Origin of the sequence: Leisingera sp. ANG-M6, from assembly GCF_000813905.1 — a bacterium.
Lineage (GTDB): Bacteria > Pseudomonadota > Alphaproteobacteria > Rhodobacterales > Rhodobacteraceae > Leisingera.
In genome coordinates this window covers 84,408-111,015 of sequence record NZ_JWLG01000009.1, presented here as the reverse complement: position 1 = coordinate 111,015, position 26,608 = coordinate 84,408, and the positions used below count along the sequence as shown (strand labels likewise).

At 63.4% G+C, this 26,608-nt stretch carries 30 protein-coding genes; 5 read left to right on the top strand and 25 right to left on the bottom strand.

Features of this window, described 5'->3' with window-relative positions; genetic code table 11:
• The first annotated feature begins 28 nt into the window (after window positions 1-28).
• Window positions 29-1,099, top strand: coding sequence for a hypothetical protein (locus tag RA24_RS06810; RefSeq protein ID WP_019295671.1), 1,071 nt, complete (start codon window positions 29-31; stop codon window positions 1,097-1,099).
• Between the two features lie 105 nt (window positions 1,100-1,204).
• On the opposite strand, the gene RA24_RS06805 is transcribed toward RA24_RS06810, so the two are convergent.
• The 8 genes from RA24_RS06805 to RA24_RS06770 form a co-directional block, all read right to left on the bottom strand.
• Window positions 1,205-1,726, bottom strand: coding sequence for a GNAT family N-acetyltransferase (locus tag RA24_RS06805; RefSeq protein WP_052269550.1), 522 nt, complete (start codon window positions 1,724-1,726; stop codon window positions 1,205-1,207).
• Between the two features lie 64 nt (window positions 1,727-1,790).
• Window positions 1,791-2,237 (bottom strand): GNAT family N-acetyltransferase, encoded by a 447-nt coding sequence (locus RA24_RS06800; RefSeq protein ID WP_039190654.1) that lies wholly within the window; start codon window positions 2,235-2,237, stop codon window positions 1,791-1,793.
• Between the two features lie 11 nt (window positions 2,238-2,248).
• Window positions 2,249-2,506 (bottom strand): YjhX family toxin, encoded by a 258-nt coding sequence (locus tag RA24_RS06795; RefSeq protein WP_019295674.1) that lies wholly within the window; start codon window positions 2,504-2,506, stop codon window positions 2,249-2,251.
• A 232-nt stretch (window positions 2,507-2,738) separates the two neighbouring features.
• Complete coding sequence (locus tag RA24_RS06790; protein ID WP_039190836.1) at window positions 2,739-3,734, bottom strand: endonuclease/exonuclease/phosphatase family protein; 996 nt, start codon at window positions 3,732-3,734, stop codon at window positions 2,739-2,741.
• Window positions 3,715-4,413, bottom strand: a complete 699-nt coding sequence (locus RA24_RS06785) for a molecular chaperone DjiA (RefSeq protein ID WP_039190652.1) — start codon at window positions 4,411-4,413, stop codon at window positions 3,715-3,717. Before RA24_RS06785 ends, RA24_RS06790 begins: the two co-directional genes overlap by 20 nt.
• A 9-nt stretch (window positions 4,414-4,422) precedes the next feature.
• Window positions 4,423-4,944: a GNAT family N-acetyltransferase gene (locus RA24_RS06780; RefSeq protein ID WP_039190651.1), complete on the bottom strand. Its 522-nt coding sequence runs from the start codon at window positions 4,942-4,944 to the stop codon at window positions 4,423-4,425.
• Window positions 4,941-5,549, bottom strand: a complete 609-nt coding sequence (locus RA24_RS06775) for a VOC family protein (RefSeq protein ID WP_039190649.1) — start codon at window positions 5,547-5,549, stop codon at window positions 4,941-4,943. The genes RA24_RS06780 and RA24_RS06775 overlap by 4 nt, the downstream gene beginning before the upstream one ends.
• 86 nt (window positions 5,550-5,635) lie before the next feature.
• Window positions 5,636-5,950, bottom strand: coding sequence for an ArsR/SmtB family transcription factor (locus RA24_RS06770; RefSeq protein ID WP_029204761.1), 315 nt, complete (start codon window positions 5,948-5,950; stop codon window positions 5,636-5,638).
• 48 nt (window positions 5,951-5,998) lie between these two features.
• Between RA24_RS06770 and RA24_RS06765 the strand changes: the two genes are divergently transcribed.
• The gene (locus RA24_RS06765) at window positions 5,999-6,817 is read left to right on the top strand and encodes an alpha/beta fold hydrolase (RefSeq protein WP_039190647.1); all 819 of its coding nucleotides are present in this window, start codon (window positions 5,999-6,001) and stop codon (window positions 6,815-6,817) included.
• A 28-nt stretch (window positions 6,818-6,845) separates the two neighbouring features.
• On the opposite strand, the gene RA24_RS06760 is transcribed toward RA24_RS06765, so the two are convergent.
• The 3 genes from RA24_RS06760 to RA24_RS06750 all read right to left on the bottom strand — a co-directional run bounded on the left by RA24_RS06760 (window position 6,846) and on the right by RA24_RS06750 (window position 10,656).
• Window positions 6,846-7,334 carry an MAPEG family protein gene (locus RA24_RS06760; protein WP_039190645.1) on the bottom strand — a complete coding sequence of 163 codons (489 nt, stop codon included), beginning with the start codon at window positions 7,332-7,334 and terminating at the stop codon, window positions 6,846-6,848.
• A 294-nt stretch (window positions 7,335-7,628) separates the two neighbouring features.
• The gene (gene scpA / locus RA24_RS06755) at window positions 7,629-9,758 is read right to left on the bottom strand and encodes a methylmalonyl-CoA mutase (protein WP_039190643.1); all 2,130 of its coding nucleotides are present in this window, start codon (window positions 9,756-9,758) and stop codon (window positions 7,629-7,631) included.
• Window positions 9,724-10,656, bottom strand: a complete 933-nt coding sequence (locus RA24_RS06750) for a hypothetical protein (RefSeq protein WP_039190641.1) — start codon at window positions 10,654-10,656, stop codon at window positions 9,724-9,726. The genes scpA and RA24_RS06750 overlap by 35 nt, the downstream gene beginning before the upstream one ends.
• Window positions 10,657-10,833: 177 nt before the next feature.
• Here RA24_RS06750 and RA24_RS06745 point away from each other — a divergent pair, with 177 nt between their 5' ends.
• A complete protein-coding gene (locus RA24_RS06745; protein WP_039148939.1) occupies window positions 10,834-11,268 on the top strand; it encodes a DUF4174 domain-containing protein in 435 nt (144 codons plus the stop codon).
• Window positions 11,269-11,287: 19 nt separating this feature from the next.
• On the opposite strand, the gene RA24_RS06740 is transcribed toward RA24_RS06745, so the two are convergent.
• The 9 genes from RA24_RS06740 to RA24_RS06710 form a co-directional block, all read right to left on the bottom strand.
• Window positions 11,288-11,791, bottom strand: a complete 504-nt coding sequence (locus RA24_RS06740; RefSeq protein ID WP_019295685.1) for a hypothetical protein — start codon at window positions 11,789-11,791, stop codon at window positions 11,288-11,290.
• A gap of 147 nt (window positions 11,792-11,938) precedes the next feature.
• Window positions 11,939-13,984, bottom strand: a complete 2,046-nt coding sequence (locus tag RA24_RS06735) for an acetyl-CoA carboxylase biotin carboxylase subunit (RefSeq protein ID WP_039190639.1) — start codon at window positions 13,982-13,984, stop codon at window positions 11,939-11,941.
• 128 nt (window positions 13,985-14,112) lie between these two features.
• On the bottom strand, window positions 14,113-14,316 hold the full coding sequence (locus tag RA24_RS06730; protein WP_029204763.1) for a hypothetical protein: 204 nt from the start codon (window positions 14,314-14,316) through the stop codon (window positions 14,113-14,115).
• A 445-nt stretch (window positions 14,317-14,761) separates the two neighbouring features.
• Window positions 14,762-15,106, bottom strand: coding sequence for a hypothetical protein (locus RA24_RS06725; protein ID WP_039148948.1), 345 nt, complete (start codon window positions 15,104-15,106; stop codon window positions 14,762-14,764).
• 69 nt (window positions 15,107-15,175) lie between these two features.
• Complete coding sequence (locus tag RA24_RS22900) at window positions 15,176-15,310, bottom strand: hypothetical protein (RefSeq protein WP_019295689.1); 135 nt, start codon at window positions 15,308-15,310, stop codon at window positions 15,176-15,178.
• Window positions 15,311-15,524: 214 nt separating this feature from the next.
• Window positions 15,525-15,887, bottom strand: coding sequence for a DUF6497 family protein (locus RA24_RS22770; protein ID WP_275041212.1), 363 nt, complete (start codon window positions 15,885-15,887; stop codon window positions 15,525-15,527).
• Between the two features lie 128 nt (window positions 15,888-16,015).
• A complete protein-coding gene (locus RA24_RS06715; protein WP_039190636.1) occupies window positions 16,016-16,444 on the bottom strand; it encodes a hypothetical protein in 429 nt (142 codons plus the stop codon).
• On the bottom strand, window positions 16,441-17,091 hold the full coding sequence (locus tag RA24_RS22210; RefSeq protein WP_152610536.1) for a hypothetical protein: 651 nt from the start codon (window positions 17,089-17,091) through the stop codon (window positions 16,441-16,443). Before RA24_RS22210 ends, RA24_RS06715 begins: the two co-directional genes overlap by 4 nt.
• Window positions 17,092-17,173: 82 nt before the next feature.
• Window positions 17,174-18,706, bottom strand: a complete 1,533-nt coding sequence (locus RA24_RS06710) for an acyl-CoA carboxylase subunit beta (RefSeq protein WP_039148956.1) — start codon at window positions 18,704-18,706, stop codon at window positions 17,174-17,176.
• Window positions 18,707-18,921: 215 nt separating this feature from the next.
• Here RA24_RS06710 and RA24_RS06705 point away from each other — a divergent pair, with 215 nt between their 5' ends.
• Both RA24_RS06705 and RA24_RS06700 read left to right on the top strand, forming a co-directional pair.
• On the top strand, window positions 18,922-20,133 hold the full coding sequence (locus RA24_RS06705) for a multidrug effflux MFS transporter (RefSeq protein ID WP_039169534.1): 1,212 nt from the start codon (window positions 18,922-18,924) through the stop codon (window positions 20,131-20,133).
• 75 nt (window positions 20,134-20,208) lie between these two features.
• On the top strand, window positions 20,209-21,597 hold the full coding sequence (locus tag RA24_RS06700) for a helix-turn-helix domain-containing protein (protein WP_039190634.1): 1,389 nt from the start codon (window positions 20,209-20,211) through the stop codon (window positions 21,595-21,597).
• 90 nt (window positions 21,598-21,687) lie between these two features.
• On the opposite strand, the gene RA24_RS06695 is transcribed toward RA24_RS06700, so the two are convergent.
• The 5 genes from RA24_RS06695 to betB all read right to left on the bottom strand — a co-directional run bounded on the left by RA24_RS06695 (window position 21,688) and on the right by betB (window position 26,589).
• Window positions 21,688-21,948, bottom strand: coding sequence for a hypothetical protein (locus RA24_RS06695; RefSeq protein ID WP_019295695.1), 261 nt, complete (start codon window positions 21,946-21,948; stop codon window positions 21,688-21,690).
• Between the two features lie 236 nt (window positions 21,949-22,184).
• Window positions 22,185-22,841, bottom strand: a complete 657-nt coding sequence (locus RA24_RS06690; RefSeq protein ID WP_039190631.1) for a pyridoxamine 5'-phosphate oxidase family protein — start codon at window positions 22,839-22,841, stop codon at window positions 22,185-22,187.
• Between the two features lie 105 nt (window positions 22,842-22,946).
• Complete coding sequence (locus tag RA24_RS06685; RefSeq protein WP_039190630.1) at window positions 22,947-23,195, bottom strand: YdcH family protein; 249 nt, start codon at window positions 23,193-23,195, stop codon at window positions 22,947-22,949.
• A gap of 173 nt (window positions 23,196-23,368) precedes the next feature.
• Window positions 23,369-25,024, bottom strand: a complete 1,656-nt coding sequence (gene betA / locus RA24_RS06680; RefSeq protein ID WP_039190628.1) for a choline dehydrogenase — start codon at window positions 25,022-25,024, stop codon at window positions 23,369-23,371.
• A 107-nt stretch (window positions 25,025-25,131) separates the two neighbouring features.
• Entirely contained in the window at window positions 25,132-26,589 is a 1,458-nt protein-coding gene (betB, locus tag RA24_RS06675) for a betaine-aldehyde dehydrogenase (RefSeq protein ID WP_039190626.1), read from the bottom strand.
• Window positions 26,590-26,608: the final 19 nt, after the last annotated feature.

Here is a 26,608-nt window from a genome sequence, read left to right as displayed (position 1 = left end):
GGATCGTCAGATCAGGAGGCAAGTAACGATGGGAGCTCCAAAAACCGAAGACAAGGCCGCGGACAAGAAAGACGATACCAAGAAGCTGACCGATGAGCTGGCCAAAACCGTGCGTGAACGGGCCGGCAAACTGGTTCCGAAACTGAACGCAGCCTTCACCAAAGCCCGGAAGGAAGCGGTGAAACAGGCCAAGGCCGAGCTGGAAAAGAAGGCCAAGAAGGAGGCCAAAGGCGGCAAGCCGGACGCCAAGGAACTGGCCAAGAAGAAAGCCGAGCTGGAAAAGCGCATTCCCAGCTTCAGCGCGGCGATCAGCGACAATGTCGAAAGCAGCGGGCTCAGAACCGCCAATGAACAGGCCTATTACGCGATCAAGGGCTGGTCCAGCACCTGCTCCTCCGCCCATATGCGGCGCGCTGCGATCCATGTTCCGGTCACTGCGACACGGGCCGGGAAGTCGAAAACCGTCCCGCACAAGAAGACCAACCTGCTCAAATTTTTCCCCGCGAAATATTCCCACGCCGATCATCTCGACGAGAAGAAGGAGGTCTGGGGGATCATGTCCTATTCGGACTTTGCCAAGGAATGGGCCGATGCGGTCAAAAGCGCCAAACTGGCAAACTGGGCCGGAACCAAGCCGAACCTGGCGCCGGATGATCCCTGGCATGTGGAATTGCCCCGCAAGGCAGTGAAGGGGGGCGTCGGCAAGGGCGACGTCGTCAAGAAAACCCGGCCCGGGCGCAGCGATACAGAGGTCAAGGCCTGCGTGGAGAATTACGCGAACTACGTCGCCCTGACAGAGGGCCTGGCCAAGGGCAAGAAGCTGAAGCGGAACTCTGAAATCGAGTCGAACTACAAATCCCTGTTCGACAAGAAGTTCAAGGCGGCCAAGGCCAAGGTCGATGAAGAACGCAAGAAGGCCAAGGAGCAGGCCGAAAAGGACGCCAAGGCCGAAGCCAAGGACAAGAAACCCGACAAGAAGGCCATTAAGGCCAAGACCGATGAAGCAACCAAGAAGCTGGACGCGGATCTGGAAAAACGGGCGAAGAAGCTGGTCAACAAGATCAACCCCGACCCAAGCCGCTTCAAGCTGGAGAAGTAAGGCCGGCGCGCATTTGGCACCGGCCTTCTGTGGAACGCAGTTGGGGCACTCCGCCGATTGGCGGCGGATGAGGCCCCGCAGCGTTCGGATGCAGGGCTTCTGCGCTTAGCCGTACGCGGAGGTGTCCCACATCGCCGGCTGCATGAACTCAGGGATCGCTTTTGTCCTGCCGCTCAGCTTTGCGACTGTTCCGGCGGTCAGCTCCAGCGCCATCCAGGATTCCGGCATGGTCAGCAGATCCGGGTACGGTGTCTGCTTGTCCGTCGGGACAAAGCCGTAGCGGGGATAGAATGCGGGGACGCCCAGCACGAACACTGCGTCAAAGCCCGCGGACTTTAGGTGCGCGATGCTGTTTTCCATCAGCTCCTTGCCGACGCCATGGCCCTGAAACTCCGGCAACACGCCGCAGGGCGCGAGCAGGCAGCATTTTGCGTCCGGGTGGTCCTCAAAAACGAAGGGCGTGAACAGCACGTTGCCCGCGATCCTGCCATCGCGGCTGACACTGATTGAGATGGTGTCCGGGTGATCAAGGAAGCTTTCGGCAAGCTTTGCGATCTCCGGCCCTTCGTCCGGGCCGAAAGCACGGCGGTGAACGTCGATGATGTTTTCTTTTTCCATGTTGTCCATTTCTGGTCTCCTTTGGATGAATGGTGTGGCCGCCCCGCGCGGGGGACGGCCTGTTGAAGGGTGGTCAGGCACCGGGCATCGCCATCTTCCGGCTCACCTGTCCGGAGGGTTCGTGAAGCGCGTCCCCGGCAAATTCGAAGCCGTAGCGTTCGTAGAACGGCCGCCCGATGGTGTTGTCGCGAAAGACCTCGACCTTCAGCGGCCCTTTCAGAGCCACCGCATGATCAACCAGCGCCCTGCCGTATCCCCGGCCGTGTCTGGACGGCTCCAGAAACAGGCCGCCGATTTCATTGCCAATGAGGGCAATGAAACCGATGACGGTGCCTGCTTCCTCCAGCACCCAGGTTTCCGCGTTTGGCAGATAGATGCTGCGCATGGCCTGCTGCACCTCTGCCACGAAGTCCGGGCTGAGGAACGGATGCGCGAGCGCGTTGGCCCTTTGCCAGACGGCAATCACCGCATCCGTGTCATCGGCATGATAGGGGCGGATAGAGAACGTGTTATCTGTCATCTTCTTCTGTCCTATCGCTGGTTCATTTGGGCGCGCACGGATTGGTTCCCTAAATGCGTGATGCGATAGGGGTGGCCGTTCTTCGACTTGATGAAGCGCTTGTCCTTGAGGCGCTTGAACACGTCCATCGTGCAGGCTGAGAAGACAAAGCCGTCGCGTGTATAACACTGGACGGAGTGCACTTTGCCGTTGTCGCCGCGTGCGTATTTAATCTCGCCGCCCAGGGCGAGTTCATGCAAAACACGTTGCTCGTGCTTTGAGATATTCATGGGGATGTCTCGATTTTATGAAAGCACAGAAACAGGATCACTCAGCGTCAGCGCGTGAGTGTGCCTATCTTTGCGGGTGTTCCTGTGAGTTTCGCCAGGAACGGGCGTTAGGCCCGGGGCTCTTTCATAAAATCTCCATTGCAAGAGGCATCACGCCCCTCGTGCAAGGGCCATTTAAGCAGCGGTCTGCAAACTGTCAAGGCCATGACCTGCGGGCATACTCTGTGCCGCCTCACCCCAGCTCGATATCCAGCGTCACCGGGAAATGGTCCGAGGCATCCAGCAGCGCCTGTCGCATCTCTGCGTCGCCGTAGCATTCGCCGTCCTCAAACGGGTGCCAGATGCGCCATTGGGGGCGCAGGCCCATCAGGCTTTGCGAGATCATCACATAGTCCAAGAGCGCCCGGGTGAAGCGCTTGGTCTCGGCATTGTAGAACCGCGAGGTGCTGGGCGGGATGTCCGGGCGCGGCTGCAGCAGGCATTGCGCGTGAGGGTCGTGCAGCAGATCGCCCATCACGATCTCCACCGAGGACTGGCCGAACAGCTGTTCGTACTGGTCGAGACCAGGGCCGTCGTTGAGGTCTCCCAGAACCATCACATGCTCACCTGCGGCGGCGTGCTCCTCGACCCGGCGGTGCAGCCAGATCGCCTGCGCCAGCTGCTTGCGGCGGTTGGCGATGGCGGCGGCAGTGATAGCCTCCGGCGTTCTGGCCCCATGCGGCGCCTTGGATTTCAGGTGGGCGCCGATCAGCCGCAAGACAGTTCTGCCCTTGGTAGTCACCGCCAGTTCCAGCGGCGGTTTGGAGAACGCCACCTGGTCCAGCCGCTCATCCACGTCGAGGTCGATCTCGAACACCCCGTCAAACCGCGGTGCGGCGGGGCTGGAGCGCGCATCATGCACCGCGTCCAGCACATCCGGATCATAAAGCAGCGCGATTTCCTGATGGGTGTCATTCGGAAAGCCGCTGACCGCCTCGCGCGCCCGGAGACCGGCCTCAGCGGCGAAGTTTTCCAGGGCGCGGGTGGTGCGCTGGCTGCGGCCGGTGTTGGGCGCCTCGACCACCATGATGGCATCGGCGTCGATGCGCTGCAGCACATGGGCGATGGCGCGGCCTTGGGTGTAGCGGTCGACGCCATGCACGCCAGAGGGCTTGGCGTCCAGCATCAGCTTGTCGTCCTTATCGAACAGATAGGCGAACCATTCGATGTTATACGTGGCCAGCCGCATTGCCGCCGCATCCGCTGATTTCATCCCAGGCGCGGTTGATGTCGATCATCCGCTTTTCCGCCAGCCGCACCGCCTCCTCCGGCACGCCGCGGGCGATCATCGCATCCGGGTGGGTGTCGCGCACCAGCTGGCGCCAGTGCTTGCGGATCTCTTCGCGGGTCATGTCGGGGGAGACGCCCAGCACAGTGTAGGGGTCCTTGGGGGCATCCGGCACAAAGCGCGCGCGCAGGGCCTGGAACTGCTGCGGGCTTTGGCCGAAGATGCGGCTCACCTCCTCCAGGAACTCGTTTTCGCCGGGGTGGTAGAAACCATCCGCCATGGCGATGTGAAACAGCCCCTCCATCAGATCACACAGCGTGGTGGGGTCGTTTCCGAACATCCGCTGGATGCGGCGGGCGTATTCCTGGTAACCGGCCACATCGGTGCGCGCCATGTTGAAGACACGGGCCGCGCCGGCCTCGTCATCCCGTGCGATCTGGAACACCTCGCGGAAGGCGGTGACCTCATCGCGGGTGACTTGGCCGTCGGCCTTGGCCATCTTGGCGCCAAGCGCGATGACGGCAATGGCAAAGGCGACCGTGCGTTCAGGCGGCGCGCGCAGCTTGTCAAAGACGTCGGTGAGGCTTTCACCTGCGGCAAGCGCAGCCAGCGCGTCGGATATGCGGGTCCAGAGTGACATGGGGCGAGCCTATCCGGGATTGGCGGCACTGTCAGGGGCGGGAATACCCGGTGTCAGGATTTTCTGCATGAAAACAGTGTCGAGCCAGAGGTTGTTCTTGCAGCCAAGCTCCGGCATCCGGGCGGTTTCCACGTAGCCCAATGCGGCGTGAAAGGCGATGGCAGCAGGGTTGGCGCTGCTGACGCTGGCGATCAGGACGTGGATCTGCGCTTCCTTGGCCTTATTCTCCAGCGCTTGCATGAGGCGGCGACCGGCACCCCTGCCTTGCGCCGCGGGCAGCAGGTGGATGGTGTGCTCAGCCGTGAAGCGGTAGCCTGGACCAGGCCGGAATGGGAAGAAATGCGCGTGGCCGAGGATTTCCCCGTCCTGTTCCGCCACCAGATAGGCGCCGTTGCTCGCCGTGATCTGCTGGCGCACCTGTTCCGGGGTCTTTTCAATGGAGTTGAACGTCGCCAGCGTGTCGCGGATCACCCAGTTGGCGATGGCGCAGACGGCTTCGGCATCAGCTGCGGTTGCGGAGCGGATGATCATCGCAGCACCCTCGGCCCATGCGGCGTGTCAAATTCCGCCATCATTGCCGGCGCGCCCTGTTCGACCTTCAGGCGCGGGTCGTTGAGGATGCGGTCAAGCGCGGTCTGTAAATCAGAGGCCTCCGGGTGGCTGAGGATCAGGCGGGTCAGGCGGCAGTTCGATTGCGGCAATTTTGCTGCAGGCGGTTCCGCCTGCCATTGCAGGACCGCCGGGAACAGGTTGTCATAGGGCAGCAGCCCGTCCGCGGGCACCGTCATCAGCCAGCGCAAGTCCCCGCGCTGCATCTGTACATGCCGCTGCGCATGGGGCGGCAGCAGGGGTTTCTCCGCTTCCAGGTCTTCGCTGCGCAGGATCCAGTTATTGAGCCGCGCGGGGCCTGCGAAGCGGTCCAGGTTGAACCAGCGCGGCTGCTCCAGCGGCTGGGTATCCGGGTCGATGGCGATGGCCTCCAGATAGAGCCCGTCCTCCAGCCCGGTCAGCCGGTTATGGGTGCCATAGCGGGCATGAGAGCCACCGGGGCCGAGGGCGATGCCGAGCGCCTCTTCGGTATGGGCAACGGCCTCTTCCAGCGTTGCGCCGGCCACTGCCAGGTGATCGAGTATCATGTCTGCCCTCCCCTTTTGCGCGTGAGACTAGCCGGGTTGCGGCGGGGTGCAAGGCGGGACCTGGGGGAATGCCGCGGTTTGGTATGCTATCCGGCCACTGCCAGTTCCTGCCCCAGCCATTGAAGATAGTCGCGGATCACAGCCTCATCCCGCTGGCAGTATGACCATTTCTGGTGTTTGCGAACGGTGATGAACCCCGCCTGCCGCAGAATATCCAAATGCCGGCTTGCCGTGGGCTGCGACACTTCCAAGGCCTCAGCAATCAGCGTCATGCAAACCCCGAACTCCACCGGGTCAGCGGACCATTGGCTGCCGAAGTGCTTGCCCGGCTCCGCAAGCAGGCGCAGAACCTCCATTCTGGTGCTGCTTGCCAGCGCCTTGATTTGTGTTGACCTGTCCATGCATCCATTCATATCGTCATTTAGCTAATTTACAATGTGAGAATCGCCATGCTGCAATTGAATCAAACGAGCGAAATTGAGGGGAACACCATCCGCTGGGGCAAGGAAGGCACCGGGCCGGCGCTTGTTGCCCTGCATGGCACCCCGTTTTCCTCGCAGGTCTGGCGCAGGATCGTGCCGCATCTGAAACACTGCTGGACGGTCTATTTCTTTGACATGGCCGGTTACGGGCAATCTGAAATGCGGGGGGGACAGGATGTATCGCTAGGCGTGCAAAACCGGATACTCGCGGCGCTGTTCAAGGAGTGGGGGCTGGAGCGGCCGCATGTGCTGGCCCATGATTTCGGCGGAGCAACTGCGCTGCGGGGGTATTTCCTGAACGGGCTGCGCTATGCCTCGCTGACGATTTTCGACGCGGTGGCGCTGCAGCCCTGGGGCTCTCCCCTTGTGCAGCATGTGAAGAAACACGAGGCTGCCTTTGCCGGGATGCCGGACTATATGCATCAGGCCCTTCTGCGCGCCTATCTGCAAACAGCGGCCCATCAGACGCTCAGCGAAGAGGCGCTGGACATCTATGCGTCGCCCTGGACGGGAGAGACCGGTCAGGCGGCCTTTTACCGGCAGATTGCGCAGATGGATCAGGCGTTTACTGACGAGATCGAGCCGCAGTACCGGTTGCTGGACTGCCCGGTCAAGGTGCTGTGGGGGGAGGAGGATCAATGGATCCCGATTGCCAAGGGGCATGAACTGGCCGGTTTGATCGCCGGCACGCCGTGCCAGGCGGTTCCTCGCGCCGGGCACCTGCTTCAAGAAGACTGCCCGGAGGCCATTGTGGCGGCGATGCTTGGGCAGGCTGGTACCGGCTAACGCCCTGCGGACTGTTCCGGCCCGCCCTTCACATCCAGACCGCCAGCGCCCAGATCCCGGCAATCACCGTCGGGTAGAACGTCCCGGCAAAGCCCAGCCCCCGCATTGGCGGCGACAGGTGGTAGCCCGCCCAGAACAGCACACGCATCAATGCAAAGGACAGGCCAAGGGCGATGGCCACCGCCCCGCCCAGGGTGACAGCGGCAAAGGGCCAGATGGCCAGTGCCAGCACCAGCTGCTCGATGCTGTTGGTCAGCACGCGCTGGTCGATCTCGGCCGGGGAGCCGGGGGCGAAGGGCTCTCCGTCGATGATGGCGTCATCGAAGAACCGCCGCTGCGCCAGGCGGCCGATGATCAGCACCAGCACCAGCCCCGGCGCGAGGAAGGCGCCGGGCAATGCGATGGGGGCCGGGATATAGGGCAGGCCCAGCCATCGCGGCAATCCAACAACCAGCAGGCCCCAAAGGGCGCCGATGGCCATGCCGGTGAGGATCTGAGGACGTTTGGAGCGCTGCATGGCGCCACTCAATCACCGCCGCTACGGTTTGCCAAGGCATGGCGTATCAGACCCGGCGGAAAGCTGCGGCAAGCGGCACCATGTTTCTAAAGCAACGGGCACTCCCGCCCGGCGCTTGACTGAGCCAAAGGCCCATCCGCGCCGGTTGGGCGCGGCATCGCGCCTGTGCGCGATGCAGACAGCCCGCCCCATCGGGGCGGGCTGCCGGACCCAAAGCCGCCAAGGGGGCGGCCCGAAGGGCGGGCACCTGCGGGTGCGGGCGGACCTCCCCTGCCCCGCAGATGCAGTGTTTGCTTACGCGCGGGCCTCGCGGATCAGGCGCAGGATGTCCTGGGCGGCCTCGGGGATGTTGGTGCCGGGGCCGAAGATCGCCTTGACGCCTTTGGAGTACAGGAACTCGTAATCCTGCTGCGGAATGACGCCGCCGCAGATCACGATGATGTCGCCTGCGCCTTCGGCTTTCAGCGCCTCGACCAGCTGCGGTGCCAGCGTCTTGTGGCCTGCCGCCTGGGAGGAGATGCCGATCACGTGGACGTCGTTGTCGATGGCGTCCTGGGCGGCTTCCTCCGGGGTCTGGAACAGCGGGCCCACGTCGACGTCAAAGCCGATATCGGCAAAGGCGGTGGCGATCACCTTGGCGCCGCGGTCGTGGCCGTCCTGGCCCATCTTCACCACCAGAAGGCGCGGACGGCGGCCTTCTTCCTCGGCGAACTCCTCGATCGACTTCTGAATCGCGGCAAAGCCCTCGTCGCCCTCGTAAGCGGCGCCATAGACGCCGGCCAGGGTTTTGACTTCCGCGCGGTGGCGGCCGAATTCCTTTTCCATTGCCATGGAGATCTCTCCGACTGAGGCCCGCGCGCGGGCGGCTTCGACTGCGGCTTCCAGCAGGTTGCCCTCGCCTGATGCGGCGCGGCGGGTCAGTTCATCGAGGGCAGCCTGGCAGGCGGCCTCGTCACGGGTGTCGCGCATCTTTTGCAGGCGGGCGATCTGGGCGTCGCGCACCGCGTGGTTGTCGACATCCAGAATGTCGATCGGGTCTTCCTTGTCCTTGCGGTACTTGTTGACGCCAACCACAACCTCGTCACCGCGGTCGATCATCGCCTGGCGGCGGGCCGCCGACTCTTCGATGCGCAGCTTGGGCATGCCGCTCTCGACGGCCTTGGTCATGCCGCCCATCTCCTCGACCTCTTCCATCAGCGCCCAGGCCTTCTCCACCAGTTCCGCCGTGAGGCTCTCGATGTAGTAGGAGCCGGCCAGCGGATCGACCACATTTGTGACGCCGGTTTCCTCCTGCAGCACCAGCTGGGTGTTGCGGGCGATGCGGGCGGAGAAATCGGTGGGCAGCGCGATGGCTTCGTCCAGCGCGTTGGTGTGCAGCGACTGGGTGCCGCCGAGAACCGCCGACATCGCCTCATAGGCGGTGCGGATCACGTTGTTGTAGGGGTCCTGCTCCTGCAGCGACACGCCCGAGGTCTGGCAGTGGGTGCGCAGCATCTTGGAGCGTTCGGACTTGGCGCCGAACTCGGTCATCACCCTGTGCCACAGGGTGCGGGCGGCGCGCAGCTTGGCGATTTCCATGAAGAAGTTCATGCCGATCGCAAAGAAGAACGACAGGCGGCCTGCGAATTTGTCCACGTCCATGCCGGCATCCAGTGCGGCGCGCACGTATTCGCGGCCGTCGGCGATGGTATAGGCCAGCTCCTGCACCAGGTTCGCGCCGGCCTCCTGCATGTGGTAGCCGGAGATCGAGATGGAGTTGAACTTGGGCATCTCGTTGGAGGTGTATTCGATGATGTCCGAGATGATCCGCATCGAGGGTTTCGGCGGATAGATATAGGTGTTACGGACCATGAACTCCTTGAGGATGTCGTTCTGGATGGTGCCCGCCAGCAGGGATCTGTCGTGGCCCTGCTCCTCACCCGCGACGATGAAGGACGCCAGCACCGGGATCACCGCGCCGTTCATGGTCATCGAGACCGAGACCTTGTCGAGCGGGATGCCGTCGAACAGGATTTTCATGTCCTCGACTGAATCGATGGCCACGCCGGCCTTGCCGACATCGCCGACCACGCGGGGGTGGTCGCTGTCATAGCCTCGGTGGGTGGCGAGGTCGAAGGCGACCGAGACGCCCTGCTGGCCCGCGGCCAGGTTGCGGCGGTAGAAGGCGTTGGATTCTTCGGCGGTGGAGAAGCCCGCGTACTGGCGGATGGTCCAGGGGCGGCCTGCATACATGGTGGCCTTCACCCCGCGGGTGAAGGGGCCGAAACCGGGAAGCGTGCCCATGTGGGGCAGATCCCTGGTATCGTCTTCGGTATAGAGCGGCTTGACCTCGATGCCTTCCAGCGTCTGCCAGTTGAGGTCGTCGACCGCCCGTCCGCGCAGCTCTTTCTCAGCCAGAGCCCGCCATTCGTCTTTGTTTGTCATCAGGTCTTCCTCTTGTCAGTGCGATACGGGGCGGGTTCGTGCCCGCCGCCTGTTTTTCCGGGTCCTGTGCCAGTGATGCGAGGCCGTCCGCCCCGCCCGCCAGCCACATGATGTCGTCGGCGTAAGCCTCGCGCAGATATGCGGCCTGCGCGTCGTCGAAGGGGCGCCAGCGGCCTGCGCCATCAGGCAGGCCGGCCGCCACCCGGGACGGCAGGCTGGCGCGCAGGTCCTGCAGGCAGAGCGAGGCATTGAGGCGCACCCGCGCGTGGGTGCGCGGCGCGTCGATGCCGGTGAGCGCTTGCAGTGCGGCCTCAGGCCGGGTGCCGAAGGTTTCAAACGGCAGCACATGCAGGTTTACATCCGGCATCGCGGCAGCAATGTCTGTGATCACGTCGCGCCAGCTGCGCGGCGACTGCGCCAGCCGCTCCAGCGTGGCCGCGGAGGGCAGCTTGTGGCCGCGGGCCACTGCGTAGGCCAGCGCCGAAGTCCAGTAGCTGTCGAGGCTGCGGATCGAGAGCGCCACATCGGTGACTGCGCCGCCGAATGCCTGGGAGAAGCGTGCCATACGTTCGCCCACACCGCCGTAGAGATCGCCGAGCCGCAGGTTCTGGCGCACCGAGCCGATCATGTTTTCCTCGCTCACCAGCAGCTGGCGGGTGCCCTTGCCGCTGCTGTCTGCCATCTGGATTTTCAGACGGCCCTGGGCGCGCTGCACCAGGTTGCGGCCGGACACCGGCGCGGGCCCCGGCTGGATGCCGTGGAACAGCCCGTTGCGGGTGCGGTACGGCCCCCAGAAACCGATACCCTGTTTTTCGAGGGCTTGCGCATTGTGGCGCATGTATTCCTGGAACGAGGTGGTTGCGCAGCGGTGCGCGCCGGTGTGCAGGATCACTTTCATAGCGTTACGGGGCCTCTGATGGAGGGCCGCAGGCCGCAGCCCGGTCAAGGGGAATGGCACGATCATGGCCGGCAACCCCTCATTATCCCGTTAACGTTTATGTTTTTTCGCCAAGCTGCGGATTTCACAGTCGCATTTGCCGCCGGCACACATATATTCAACACAACAGGAGAGATTATGAGAGCAATCCTTAGCGTTGTTTTGGCAGGGTTCCTGCCGCTGGCGGCTGCGGCGGCGGATGGCAGTGCGCCTGAATTGATACAGCCCGGGTATGATGTGGAGCTGGAGGAATTCCAGTGGACGCACCGCCCGGTGGTGGTGTTTGCCGACAGCCCCGAGGACCCGCGGTTCCATGAGCAGATGGAGCGGCTGATGGAGGGCATCGAGGCGCTGAAGACGCGCGATGTGGTGGTGCTGACCGATACCGATCCGGCTGCCAAGTCGGCCCTGCGCAAGAAGCTGCGGCCGCGCGGGTTCATGCTGGTGCTGGTGGGCAAGGACGGCGGCGTCAAGCTGAGGAAGCCGCATCCCTGGACGGTGCGCGAGCTGTCCCGCACCATCGACAAGTTCCCGGAACGCCTGCGCGAAGTGGAAGAGCGGCGCGGCGGGTGAGCCCGCCGGGCGGTTCCGGTCAGCCGTTGCCGCGGACGTAGATCAGCGCCATCGCCTGTTTGTCCAGGACCACCATCGCGCCGGTTTCCGGCACGAAGACCAGGCTGGAGCCCGGATTGCGGATCGCCTGATAGTAGACGGATTTGACCAGATCGGTCATGCAGCTGACCCCGGCCAGCCCGGAGTTCAGCACCCCCAGCCCCTGCGGCAGGTCGCGGGACATGATGTCCTCGGTCACCGCGTTGGGGGATTTGCCCGAGACCGCAAACATCACCGGCTTGCCGGCCTCCAGCATCTTCATGCCGGTGTTGAGGGAGCGGGCGCGGTCCACCAGCGAGGTGATGCGCGGGTTTTCCGCAGTGTGAAACACCGCTGCGGTGCAGCTCATCGAGCTTTGGAAAAAGAACGTCTCCCCCAGCTCCACCCAGGTCGACAGCTGGGCGCGCAGCGCCTCCTCCTTGTCCAGCGCGCAGGCGGACAGGACGGCCAGAACGGTCAAAAGACAGGTCAGGAGACGGGTCATGCGGCACCTTGGAGTGGTCAAACGCCCGCAGTGTCGCAGAAAAAACTGAAGATTTGGTGCATGGCACCGTATTTTGCGGGGCAGGCACACCTGCGGGGGCGGGAAAACCCGCCTGCCCGCGTGCATATGTGCCTGCCCCAAGGTGCATTATTCGAATTCCATGATCACATCATCAACCGCCAGGCTGTCGCCAGCGGATGCGTTGATCTTGGACACCACCCCCTTACGCTCGGCGCGCAGGATGTTTTCCATCTTCATGGCTTCGACAGTGCAGAGCGCCTGGCCCTCCTGGACCTCCTGCCCCACTTCGACGTCGACCTTCACGATAAGGCCGGGCATCGGGCAGAGCAGCATCTTGGAGGTATCGGGCGCGACCTTTTCCGGCATCAGTTCTGCCAATTCGGCCTGACGGGGCGTGCGCACCTTGACGGCCAGGTCAGCGCCGCGGGAACGGACGCGGAAGCCTTGGGTTACCTTGCCGGTTTTCAGAACCAGGGTTTCGCCGTTCACCTGCAGGGTGGCCAGCTGGTCGCCCGGGGTCCAGTCAGAGGTCACACGGTAGCTGCCGCCGCCCTCAAAATTGACGGTGGCACCGTCGCGGTCGGCGTCGATCACCACGTTGAAGGACTGGCCCTGCAGGCTGACGACCCAGTCGGTGCCGACCTTGCGCTCGTGGTTGTCCATCCGGCCCGACACGCGGGTGCGGCGGATTTCGGCAACCCGGTGCATGGCGGCGCAGGCGGCAGCGATCTTGCGCAGGTCGTCGCTGTGCAGCTCCACGCCCTCAAAGCCATCGGGATACTGTTCCTCGATGAAAGCGGTGGTCATGGAGCCGTCGATGAAGATCGGGTGGTCCATCACCGCGCTGAGGAACGGCAGGTTGTGGCCGATGCCCTCCACCTCGAAGCTGTCGAGCGCGGTGCGCATCGCGCCGATGGCCTCCTCGCGGGTCGGCGCCCAGGTGCAGAGCTTGGCGATCATCGGGTCGTAGTACATCGAGATCTCGCCGCCCTCATAGACGCCGGTGTCGTTGCGCACGGCGGTCTCGCCAGCAGGCGCATCACCCTGCCATTTGCCGTTGACCAGCATCGGGCCAGCCGCGGTTTCCGCCGGCGGGCGGTAGCGGGTCAAGCGGCCGATGGAGGGCAGGAAGCCGCGGTAGGGATCCTCGGCATAAAGACGGTTTTCAATCGCCCAGCCGGTGAGTTTCACATCCTCCTGGCGCATCGGCAGTTCGGCCCCGTCGGCGACGCGGATCATCTGCTCCACCAGGTCGACGCCGGTGATCAGCTCAGTCACCGGATGTTCCACCTGCAGGCGGGTGTTCATTTCCAGGAAGTAGAAGTTCTTGTCGCCGTCGACGATGAATTCCACGGTGCCGGCAGAGGAGTAACCAACGGCTTTGGCCAGTGCCACGGCCTGCTCGCCCATCGCCTTGCGGGTTTCCTCATCAAGGAAGGGCGACGGGGCTTCTTCCACCACTTTCTGGTTGCGGCGCTGGATCGAGCATTCGCGCTCCCCCAGGTAGATGCCGTTGCCGTGCTTGTCGCAGAGCACCTGGATTTCGATGTGGCGCGGCTGGGTGACGAATTTTTCGATGAAGATCCGGTCATCGCCGAAGGAGTTCGCGGCCTCGTTCTTGGAGGACTGGAAGCCTTCGCGGGCTTCCTCGTCGTTCCAGGCGATCCGCATGCCCTTGCCGCCGCCGCCGGCGGAGGCCTTGATCATCACCGGGTAGCCGATCTCATTCGAGATCTTCACCGCCTCGTCGGCATCGGCAATCAGGCCCATGTAGCCGGGCACGGTGGACACGCCGGCCTCCTGGGCGATTTTCTTGGAGGTGATCTTGTCGCCCATCGCCTCGATCGCGCCTTTCGGGGGGCCGACAAAGGCAACGCCTTCGGCCTCGAGCGCCTCGGCGAACTTGGAGTTCTCGGAGAGGAAGCCATAGCCCGGATGCACCGCCTGCGCGCCGGTTGCGCGGATTGCCTCCATCACCTTGTCGATGACGATATAGGACTGGTTGGCCGGCGGCGGGCCGATGTGGACGGCCTCGTCGGCCATTTGCACATGCAGGGCCTGCTTGTCGGCGTCAGAGTAGATGGCAACGGTCTTGATACCCATCTTGCGCGCGGTTTTGATCACACGGCAGGCGATCTCGCCCCGGTTGGCGATCAGGATCTTATCAAACATAGGCAGTCCCTTGTTCCTTGGTATTCCGGAATGCAAAACGCCGCGCCCGGGGAGAGCCCGGACGCGGCGTTTGCGCGATGTCAAAAGCAGCCCGCGAGGGGCGGCTGTTCAGTGCTGCGGCAGCACCCTCAGCATTTGCGGGGGTTTTGCTCGCAGTAAACGAGGTTTGCGGCCACGCCGACGGCTGCGCCGGTGACCAGGTTGGCATCCAGCACTGCAGCGCCAAGCGCGCCGGCGCCGCCGCCGTAGATGATCCGTTCGCCGGTGGTGTCGCCACAGGCCGCCACAAGGCCGCAGAGCGACAGCGCCGCGATGAGAGATTTTGCCCGCATGTCCATGTTCCTTCTTCCGGGGACGTCAGTGTCCCTGCGGAATTTGCAGGCTGGCAAGCCGGGCGCAACGCTGCTCGGATCCGGGGTGTCTGATGGGCGGAGGCTTGCCGCACCGGGGGGGAGATGCGGCAAGCTTCCGCCAATGCCTGAAGGGGATAAAAGACGGGCAGGCCGCGGATGGGGGCGCGTACCTGCCCGTTCAGGCGAAGGGGCCGGAACAGATGCTCGGCACAGCAGCGTGGCTGCGCTGCTTGACCCACGATGCACCGGGCGGCAGCAGCTGTAAGCCCCTGAAATTCAACACCCCCGAATTTGGCAGATTCCTGCTGAACTGGAAGGGCCGTGTGCAAATTCACGCCGAAATTGCGGCGCCCCGGACGCCGGGACAGGCTGCGCGCAAGGGACCGCGCCGCCAAGCCCGAGATATGCGTCCGAGTGCGCGCCATCAGTCGAATGCCTCCGGGAAGGACGCGCGCGCAACCGCCTCATTGATAACCAGCAGAGCCTCATAGCTTGCGGGATCAAAGGGATCTTCGGCCGGGATCACCTCGCGGCCGAACAGCCAGCTGAGACGGCCTGCATCGAGGTTGCCGCGCTCAAACGGCTGGTCGCCGAAATGCTCCCACAGGGACTGCATGAACATCAGGTCGACGCGTTTGTCGACGTTCTTGCGGTCGCGGAAGCGCTCGCGCCGGGTCAGCGGCGTGACCCCTTTGGGGTTGGGGCGGCGGATGGTGAATTGGAAATCTGTGCCGGGCATACGGCCCGGGAACCCGCGGTGTTTCAGCATTTGGGTGCCTCCGGTCCGGCACCCCACGGGGCGGCGGGGGCCGGCCGCAGGGCCGGACCCCTGTAGTGTTTAGTTGTACTTGCCGGTGAAAACCGGTTCTTCGGTGACCGGCTCAACAACGACGAATTCTTCTTCCTGCTGGGCGCAGGCGGTGACGGCGGCCAGCAGGCCTGCCAGGGCGAAAAGCTTGATGCTCTTGGACATTTCTGTCTCCTGATAAAATGTGTGAAACCTGCGGCGGCTGTGCCGTCCGCGTGCCTCAACCTCAATGCGAAGGCAGCCTTATGACTGCCCGCGGCGAGGATAACCGGGTTTGCGGCCAAGTCACATGCAAATCGCGGCAATTGACGGGGCTGTGGCTGCAATGCCGCAAGATTCCGCCGATCCTGCCCAAGACCCGCAAGATATTGTGGAACCATCAGAAAGCCTCCCACATGCAGGCGGCGCCGTCGGGGCGGTAGGCCTCGAAGAACTGGGTCGCGTCCGGGTCCTGGGCGCCAAAGGGCACCATCCGGTCGGAGAGCGAAATCACCACCCGCGCCGCGGTCAGGCCATGTTCGGCCAGATAGGGCAGCGCGATGCTGCCGCAAAGGTGGTCCATGTCGGGGGCGGCGGCCTCATAGCTGACTGTTCCGCTTTCACGGGCGATCTGCGGTGCGAGGAAGCGGAACCGCGCCCAGGTTTCGCCGGACTGGCCAGGGGCCTCGTCCAGGAGCACTTCTGCCAGCGTCACAGGCTGGCCCGAGGGCACGGAGACGGCATCTGCCGCCGCGGCGGTCAGGGCACAGAAGGCAAAGGGGATTGCCGCCAGATATCCGCAGCCCCGGCCCCCGGTTGCCCGGGCTCCTCCGGCCGGAGCTGCAGGCGCTGCGCAAGTGGCGCGCGCTGTCTGATATCGGCTGGGGCGGATCATGACGCTGATTCGGCCTCCATGTCAATTTTTGCCGCGAATCTATGCGAATCCTTCGCATCTGCACGGGAATCGGGCAGCGAGGTGCCCTGCCCCCGTCTGGCATGCCGGACCCAGCGGGCACGGCGGGCCGGATTCTCCAGAACTTCAGTGATTTGCGCGGCAGTATTGGCAGGCACCCGGCCCGCCACCTGGCCGCCTGCTCGCACCCGCAGCCCCTGCCCTGCTACGGTGATTTTCACCACCGGGGAGAAACCGCGCAGGGACTGCAGCTTACGCCACATGTCTTGGCGGATCTGGTGCGCCAGCCGCAGGGGATCAGCGGCAGGCAGCACCGTTTCCGCCGCCACGTCGAACCGCGCAGGCACGCGGCGCGACAGCGTCAGGGCGCCGTCCGTGCGGGTGATATGCCAGGGGGTGCGGGTCATCTATCCCAATCTTTAACGATGGAAGAAGGATTTACGGCCTTTCCAGGAGTACACGTTCTGCTACTCCCCAATCCCGTGCAGGTGTATTTGACCGCACTGATGAGCTTGATTTGGAGCTGGTTTACAGCGTCCCCGTATTTGCTCCTTAGGAGCGTCCTTGCGGTCTGTATCGCTTGTTTTTGAGACTGCCCTTTTTCCGGGATCACAAAAACTGTTCCGGGTTCAGAATTTAATGCGTAAGTGACGCCTTCAGGGACAACTGGATTGTGGTCCAGTGCATCAATTCCAAAAGTTCCGGACGTGAGAACATATTGCCCGCCAGCCTTGTGCTTCACATTGTCAAACAGGGCGTAGGGAAGTCCCTCTTCCCGGTTCAATGGAAACCAGGTGGATTTCAGGTCCCAACGATAATTTCCGAAAAGGTAACCTCCAGTTTTCTTACGGCAGTCCTGAACCGAACCTTCCTTGACCGGACAAAATATGGCTCCGGTAAAAGGGGCATCCTGACGACGGCTATACAGCATCATTAGGTAGACGTCTTTTTTGGAAATCTTGACGTCTTTCCCTGCATCCGCCTCAGACACCCACCCCAAAATGGAGGCAGCAGCCACAACTGAGGCAAAAAGTGTTTTTTTAATTGCGAACAATTCTGACTCCTTGATTTCGCGGACCTCTCGCAGAGCAAACAGGCTCAGCGAGAGGCCTTGCTGAAAAACTCCCGCCGTGTCCTTACAGCGGAATGTTGTCGTGCTTTTTCCACGGGTTTTTCAGCTGCTTGCCCCGCAGCGAGGCAAAGGCGCGGCTGACCCGTTTGCGGGTGGACTGGGGCATGATCACTTCGTCGATGAAGCCGCGTTCCGCCGCCACGAAGGGGTTGGCAAAGCGGTCTTCGTAGTCTGCCGTGTGGGCCGCGATCTTGTCCGCATCGCCAAGGTCGGCGCGGTGGATGATCTCGGTTGCGCCCTTGGCGCCCATCACCGCGATCTCAGCCGTCGGCCAGGCATAGTTGAAGTCGCCGCGCAGATGCTTGGAGGCCATCACGTCATAGGCGCCGCCATAGGCCTTGCGGGTGATCACGGTGACCTTCGGCACGGTGGCTTCGCCATAGGCAAACAGCAGCTTGGCGCCGTGCTTGATGACGCCGCCGTATTCCTGGCTGGTGCCCGGCAGGAAGCCCGGCACGTCGACAAAGGTCAGGATCGGGATCTCGAAACAGTCGCAGAAGCGCACGAAACGGGCGGCCTTGCGGGAGGAGTCGATGTCGAGGCAGCCCGCCAGCACCATCGGCTGGTTGGCGACGACGCCCACGGTCTGGCCCTCAAGGCGGATGAAGCCGGTGATGATGTTCTTGGCGAAATCCTCCTGGATCTCGTAGAAGTCGCCCTCATCCGCGACCTTGGTGATCAGCTCCTTCATGTCGTAGGGGCTGTTGGGGTTTTCCGGGATCAGGGTGTCCAGGCTTTCCTCAATCCGGCCGGGCTGGTCGAAGAATGGGCGGACGGGGGGCTTTTCGCGGTTGTTCAGCGGCAGGAAGTCGACCAGGCGGCGGACCTCGGCCAGCGCCTCGACGTCGTTTTCAAAGGCGCCGTCGGCGACCGAGGACTTCCTGGTGTGAGTCGATGCGCCGCCCAGTTCCTCAGCCGTGACCACCTCGTTGGTCACGGTTTTCACCACGTCGGGGCCGGTCACGAACATGTAGGAGGTGTCCTTGACCATGAAGATGAAGTCGGTCATCGCGGGGCTGTAGACCGCACCGCCGGCGCAGGGGCCCATGATGACGGAGATCTGCGGGATCACGCCGGAGGCCATGATGTTGCGCTGGAAAATTTCGGCGTAGCCGGCCAGTGCGTCGACGCCTTCCTGGATGCGGGCACCGCCTGAGTCGTTGATGCCAATGACCGGCGCGCCGTTCTGCACCGCCATATCCATGATCTTGCAGATCTTCTGCGCGTGGGTGGCAGAGACAGAGCCGCCCAGCACGGTGAAGTCCTGGGAGAACACATAGACCTGGCGGCCGTTGATGGTGCCCCAGCCCGTGACCACGCCGTCACCGGCCGGCTTGTTGTTTTCCATGCCGAAATCGGTGCAGCGGTGGGCGATGAACATGTCGAACTCTTCGAAGCTGTCCTCGTCCAGCAGCAGCTCGATCCGTTCGCGGGCCGTCAGCTTGCCGCGCCCGTGCTGTGCGTCGATGCGGCGCTGGCCGCCGCCCAGCCGCGCGTCCTGGCGGCGGTCTTCCAGCTCGGAAAGAATGTCTTTCATGGCTCATGTCCCCTGTCAGTTTCAGCGCGACCATATATTGCGCTGCGGCGAAGCCAAAGGACATTATCGCAAATTTGCAAACCGTTTGCATACGCGAGCCGCAAAGTTGAAAATCAGCAAACTCAACCAGCCGCAACCGCAGCCCCGCAGTGCACATAAAGGTCTCCCGGAATGCGCGATAGACAAGGGCCGCGGGCCGCTATAAGGCAGATGGTATGTCCACATATGATACCAGGGCCTCTGGCCAGCGGACGCCCCCGCGCATTTTCACCCTGATCCTGCTGGCAGGCCTGTCGGCGCTTGGCATGAACCTGCATCTGCCGTCGCTGGCGGGAATGGCAGAGTATTATGCGGTGGATTACCGGGTAATGCAGCTGTCGGTGGCGCTGTATCTGGCAGGCAATGCGGTGGTGCAGATCTTTGTCGGGCCGATTTCCGACCAGATGGGGCGGCGTCCGGTCATTCTGATCAGCATCGTTCTGTTCCTGCTGGCCACACTGGGCTGCATCTATGCGCCGACGGCGGAGCTGTTCCTGTTGTTCCGGGTGGCGCAGACAGTGGTGGCGGCCACCATGGTGCTGAGCCGCGCCGCGGTGCGCGACATGTATGACACCAACGAGGCCGCCAGCATGATCGGCTATGTCACCATGGGCATGGCGGTGGTGCCGATGATCGGCCCGGCGATCGGCGGTTTTCTGGATCAATGGATGGGCTGGAAAGCCAATTTCTGGCTGCTCTTTTTGGTGGGCGCCGCAACGTGGGCTATCACCTTCAGCGATTTCGGCGAAACTGCCAGCAAGAGCGGCAAGACACTAACGGCGCAGTTCCGCGAATATCCGGAGTTGCTGCTCTCACCGCGGTTCTGGGGGTATTCCCTGTCGTCCGGTCTCGCGTCGGGGGCTTTCTTTGCCTACCTTGGCGGCGCTTCATTTGTTGGGATCGAAATCTACGGCCTCAGCACGGCTGAACTGGGGGTCTATTCAGCTGCACCTGCTGTGGGGTATTTCGCCGGTAACTACCTTTCCGGGAGGTTTTCAATCCGGTTGGGGATGAACCGGATGGTGCTGTGGGGCTGCGTGGTTAACAGCGGCGGGGTGCTGCTGTCGCTACTGATTGCAATGGCAGGCACAGATACTGTTTGGACCTTTTTTGGCCTCATGTGCTTTGTCGGGCTGGGCAACGGCATGTCGATCCCCAATGCCACCGCCGGTGCAATCTCTGTGCGGCCGCATCTGGCGGGCACCGCCTCGGGCCTCAGCGGCGCCATCATGATCGGTGCGGGCGCGGCGCTCAGCGCCTTTGCAGGGATGCTTCTGGTGCCGGGGTCAAGCGCCGTGCCGCTGCTGGCGATCATGTTCGGCACCGCCATGTGCGGGCTGGTTGCGATCCTGCTGGTGGTTCTGCGGGAGCGGCAGATCGGCGCATAAGAGCCGCCACGGGCTTGCAGGGGTGAGTTTGCAATTATACCATTCGCAAGAATTGAATTTGCAAAGGCTCCTCTCATGGCCACCCAGAAACTTTACGCAGGCGCCAAGCTGCGCGAGATGCGGCAGCGGCTGGAGCTGACGCAGAAGGATTTCGCCGCCAAACTGGGCGTCTCCCTGCCCTATCTGAACCAGATGGAGAACAACAACCGCCCGGTGTCGACCACGGTGGTGCTGGCACTGGCGCAGGAATTCGGCATGGATGTGACCGAATTGTCAGCTGGGGACAGCGAGCGGCTGGTCAGCGACATGCGCGAGGCGATGGCGGATCCGGTGTTTGCCGATGACGCGCCACCGCTGGCGGACCTGCGGCTGACCGCCTCAAACGCCCCTGCCCTGACACGGGCCTTTCTGGCGCTGCACCGGGCTTACCGGCAGACCCATGAACGGCTTGCCTCATTGGATGAGGCGCTGGGGCGGGAGGACGCCCGCATTCAGGCGTCCCCCTGGGAGGAGGTGCGCGATTTCTTCCACTATTGCGACAACTACATCGACGCGGTGGACCACGCGGCGGAGCGGTTTGCCGCCACCAGCGACATCCGCGCGGCGGCCATTGCCGAGCTGGAACGCGGCGGCATCAAGGTGCGCCAAACCGAGATGGAGGGCTTGCGCCATTACGACGCCGAAGCGCAGGTACTGCATCTGTCGAACCGCTCCGCGCCGCAGACGCAGCTGTTCCAGATGCTGCTGCAGGTGGCGCTCCTGCGGCAGAACACCCTGCTGGAGGCGACCCTCGATTTTGCAAAGTTTCAAAGCGAGGAGGCCCGCGCCATCGCCAAGATAGGCCTCGCCAACTATTTCGCCGGCGCGGCGCTGATGCCCTATGGCCGCTTTCTGGAAGCTGCACAGGCCTGCCGGCATGACCTGGAGCTGCTGGCGATCCGCTTTGGTGCTTCGATTGAGCAGATTGCGCACCGGCTCTCGACCATGCAGCGGCCCGGCGCCAAGGGCGTGCCGTTCTTCTTTGTGCGGGTGGATCAGGCGGGCACCATCACCAAGCGGCACTCGGCCACGCGGCTGCAATTTGCCCGCTTTGGCGGCGCTTGCCCCCTGTGGAACGTGCACCGGGCGTTTGAAACCCCGGGCCGGTTCCTGCGTCAGCTGGCGGAGACGCCGGATGGGGTGCGCTATATCTCGCTGGCGCGGGATGTATCCAAGCCGGGCGGCTCGTTCGGCGCGCCGGTGCGCCGCTATGCAATCGCGCTGGGGTGCGAGGTGCGCCATGCAGATGCGCTGGTCTATGCCGACGGGCTGGATGTGAGCCAGGACAGCGCCTATGAGCCGATCGGCATCTCCTGCCGGATCTGCGAGAGGAAGGACTGCCATCAGCGGTCCGTTCCACCGCTGGAGCGGCGGCTGACCATCAACACCGACCAGCGCGGTGTTCTGCCTTATGAGGTAAGTTGAGAGGGTGCGTGCGGCGGCAATTTTCTTCGAAGAAAATTGCCAAGGATTTTGAAAATCCTTGGGTGCACGGCAGCTTGCAGCGCGGTGTGGTCAGCCGCGCAGGCGGTCCAGCAGGCGGGCCATCAGTGCGCGTTCTGCCCTGGCGGATGCTTGCGGCGGTTGCTTGGGCTGAACGGCTTCTGCTGGCTGCCACTGGCTCACGCGGTTTGGCGCAGGCTCCTGCGGCTGCGTACGGACCGCGGTTTCCGCCTGGACCAGATTGCGAACCCTGGCGAGAATCTCCGCATCGGACGCCTCTTCCGGCACGCCCTCGATCTCCTGCCAGCCCCCCGGCTGATAGACCTGTCCCATTGGGTTACTCCCTTGCACACTACACTGCAGCCTCAGGCCCGCGGACCCATTCCGGCTGCAGTCTGAAGATAGTGCAGCCGGTCACAATTTTGACGAATTTGCCTTAAATTCATCTAAATTGACCTTTACCGGGAGAGAAACACTCAACACTAACACGGGCAGCGCGGCACTGTTTCCGGTAAGGGATCAATCCAGCCGCTGCGAATCTTCTGGCAATAACGGCACGGGCCGACGCCTTACTCCAGCCCTTTCCAGAAGTGCTTGCGGTACTCTGCCTCGGTGATCACCTCTCCTGCCTTCCGCGCGGCCTCGCGGTCCTTGGGCGGCAGCTGTTCCTGAAGGTAATCCACCCGCTTCCACTCCGGCACCGGCATGTTGGCACCGTCAGCGGGCACATATTCAGAGCTGCCGGTGCGCTGGTAGCCGTGGATATAGCGGGGGCAGTTGGTGAAGATGGCCTCAAGCTCCACCTGGACCAGCATCAGGGCCTCCGGGACGTCTGCCAGCTGCGCCTCGTCTGTCACAAGGCTGGCGGTGCCCTGCAGCCGCAGGCGGCGGGGCTGAGTGAAGTCGATGAACAGCAGACCAACCTTGCTGGTGCCGGCGATATTGCCCGCCGACAGGAACATGCCGTTGCCGTCATAGACCGGAAAGCAGAGGGTGCGATCGTCGGGCATTTGCACGAACCCCGGGAAGCCGCCCTTGTAGGACACCGTCGGATAGCCGCGGTGATCCACGGTGGAGAGGAAAAAGAAATCGCTTGCGGCGATGAATTTCCGGTCCATCGGGGCCAGCGCCCGCCGCAGGACGTTGCCGTGCAGAGCGTCCGCCAGCCCGCGCGTGCCGAAGGCATCCTGCAGCTGGCGCTGCTCTGCGGAATAGAAATCAGCCATCAGTCGCACCTCCGCATTATTTCGGGGGAAGCATAGCACAAGGCCGACGGGCAGGTCCGGGATGCAAAAAGGGGCGCTGCAGACGCCCCTTCCTTCAGTAAATATTCAGACGGCTTGCGCCTTCGACAAGATCCCCCAGATCTCGTCCTTCAGCGCGGCGCGCTGTTTGCGCAGATCGGTTTCGGCCTGGTCGCTGACCGGCTCCACGTTGGTTTCCGCCCGGTGCACGGCGCGGTTCACTTCGTGGTATTCATCGGACAATTTGGCGAAATGCGCATCCGACTGTTTCAGCTGGCTCATCAGGGCCGCTTTTTCCGGGAATTCTTCGGCCAGTTCATGGGGAGTATTGGACACCTGCTCGCTCCTTCTTCCTAGGGTCGCTTGCAGATTATTTCCTCCCCTGCCCCTTCACTTTGACGCGGATCAAAAGATGCCTGCGGCACGCGGATTTTCGGGAAAATTCCGGTAATAAAAAGCCGCCCGCACAAAGGGGAGGTGGCGGGCGGCTTGCTGGCAGTGCAACAGGATCAGCGTTGCGCTTCGCGCCAGTTCGGGTTGAACCACGGCTCTGCGTTCGAGGACGGCAGGCGGCGGCCCAGGATGTGGTCAGAGGCCTTCTCACCGGTCATGATCGAGGGGCCGTTGAGGTTGCCGTTGGTGATCCGCGGGAAGATCGAGCTGTCGGCAACGCGCAGGCCATCGACACCGATGACACGGCATTCCGGGTCGACCACCGACATCGGATCATCCGCCGCGCCCATCTTGCAGGTACCGCAGGGGTGGTAGGCGCTTTCCACGTGCTCGCGCAGGAAGCCGTCGATCTCGTCGTCGGTCTGCAGGTCGGCACCCGGCTGGATCTCGTGCTTGAGGAACGGTTTCATCGCGTCCTGGGCAAAGATTTCCCGCGTCAGGCGCACGCATTTGCGGAAGTCGATCCAGTCCTGCTCGGTCGACATGTAGTTGAACAGGATGTTCGGCGCGTCCTTGGGATCGCTCGACGCCAGCGTGACCTCGCCGCGCGAGGGGGAGCGCATCGGGCCGACGTGGGCCTGGAAGCCGTGCCCCTCTGCCGCCGCCTGGCCGTCGTAGCGGACCGCGATCGGCAGGAAGTGGTACTGGATGTCCGGGTAATCCACGCCCTTGTCGGAGCGGATGAAGGCGGCGCTTTCGAACTGGTTCGAGGCCCCCAGGCCGGTCTTGGTGAACATCCACTGGGCCCCGACCAGGCCCTTGCCCAGCAGGTTCCAGTATTTGAACAGGGTGATCGGTTGCTTGCAGGCGAACTGGAAGTAGAATTCCAGGTGGTCCTGCAGGTTCTGGCCGACGCCGGGGCGGTCGGCAACCACGTCGATGCCGTGTTCGGCCAGGTGCTTGGCCGGGCCGATGCCGGACAGCATCAGCATCTTGGGGGAGTTCAGCGAGGACGCGGCCAGGATCACCTCGGCGTTGGCTCGGATCACCTCAACCTTGCCGCCGCGTTCGATCTCGACACCCACGGCGCGGCCGTCCTCGATCACCACCTTGCGGGCGAAGGCACGGATAAGGTCGCAGTTTTCACGCTTGAGCGCGGGCTTCAGGTAGGCGTTGGCGGCGGACCAGCGGCGGCCTTTGTAGACCGTCATTTCCATCGGGCCGAAGCCCTCCTGCTGCTCGCCGTTGTAGTCGGAGGTGACCGGATAGCCCGCCTGCTCGCCCGCCTTGACAAAGGCGTCATGCAGCGGGTTGTCGCGGGGGCCGCGGGTCACATGCAGCGGGCCGTCCTTGCCGCGCCAGTCCGGGTCGCCGCCGTGGCCGCGGTCGTTCCAGGTTTCCATGCGTTTGAAGTACGGGAGCACGTCAGCATAGGACCAGCCCGCCGCTCCGCTTTCGGCCCAGTGGTTGTAGTCGCCCGCGTGGCCGCGCACGTACACCATGCCGTTGATCGAGGAGGAGCCGCCAATCACCTTGCCGCGCGGGCAGACCAGTTCGCGGCCGCCCAAATGCGGTTCGGGCTGGGATTTATAGCCCCAGTCATACAGCGGCATGTTCATCGGGTAGCTGAGCGCGCCCGGCATCTGGATAAACGGCCCGGCATCGGTGCCGCCGTGTTCGATCACCAGAACCTTCTTGCCGGCCTCGCTGAGCCGGTAGGCCATGGCACAGCCGGCAGAGCCGGCCCCGACAATCACATAATCCGCGTTCATTTCCATTCTCCATCCGGCAGCCGGACGTTCTGGTCTGCTGCCGTTTTCTTCAGATTGGGCGGGCGCGCGGGGCGCCCTGCCCGGCCGTTGCTTTCAGGCAGCGCCGATCAGAACGCCGCTTCGACGTCGCCCATGCGGACGTAGACCGACTTCACCTGGCTGAAGTGCTTGATCGCCTCTTTCGAGTTTTCGCGGCCCACACCCGATGCCTTCACGCCGCCGAACGGTGCCTCGACCGGCGCGTCGTTGTAGGAGTTGATGAAGCAGCTGCCCGCCTCCAGCTGGCCGATCACCCGGTGGGCGCGGCTGAAGTCGTTGGTGAAGACGCCGGCGGACAGGCCGAACTCGGTGTCATTGGCGCGGGCCACAACTTCTTCCTCAGTCTCGAAGTCGAGGACCGACATCACCGGGCCGAAGATTTCCTCGCGGGCGATGGTCATGTCGTCGGTGACGTCGGCAAAGACGGTGGGCTGGATGTAATAGCCGGGCATGTCCGCACGCGCGCCGCCGCAGACAACGCGGGCGCCCTCTTCTTTGCCCTTTTCGATGTAGCCCAGCACGATGTTCATCTGGTTTTCAGTGACCATCGGGCCGAAGCTGGTGGCCTCATCCATCGGGTCGCCCAGGATGGCGTTGCCGGTGCGCTCCGCGAGGCGGGCCAGGAATTTCTCTTTGATGCCCTTCTGCACGAACACGCGGGTGCCGTTGGAGCAGACCTGGCCGGAGGAGTAGAAGTTGCCATTGATGGCGCCGCCGACGGCGTTGTCGATGTCGGCGTCATCAAAGATGATCAGCGGCGACTTGCCGCCCAGCTCCATGGTGACGTGCTTCATGCCTTCGGCGGCGGCGGCATAGACTTTCTTGCCGGTCGGCACCGAGCCGGTCAGCGAGACCTTGTCCACGCGCGGGTCGGTGACCAGCGCGCCGCCGACCTCGCCCATGCCCTGGATGACGTTGTAGATACCAGCGGGGGCGCCCGCTTCGTGCAGGATCTCGGCCACTTTCAGGGCGCAGAGCGGCGTGGTCTCGGACGGTTTGAACACCATAGAGTTGCCGCAGGCCAGCGCCGGTGCGCCTTTCCAGCAGGCGATCTGGGTCGGGTAGTTCCAGGCGCCGATGCCCACACACAAGCCCAGCGCTTCGCGCACGGTGTAGACCCAGTCCTCGCCCATCGGGATGTGCTCGCCGGTCAGGGAGCCTGCCAGGCCGCCGAAGTATTCCAGCGCGTCGGCACCGGAGGTGGCGTCGGCCACCAGGGTTTCCTGCAGCGGCTTGCCGGTGTCGTAGGTTTCCAGAACCGACAGTTCGTGGTTGCGCTCGCGCATGATGTCGGCGGCGCGGCGCAGGATGCGGCCGCGTTCGGTGCCGGTCATCTTGGCCCATGCCTTTTGCGCTTCCTTGGCGGTGGACAGCGCCTGCTCCACGATGGCCGGGGTGGCGGCGTAGACGGTGGCGATCTGTTCGCCGGTCGCGGCGTAGATCACCGGGATCGGGGTGCCTGCGGTGTCTTCGACGTATTCGCCGTTGATGAAGTGGCTGGCCTTGGGCTGTGCGGGATGTGTCATCTTGTGTGTCTCCAGCGGG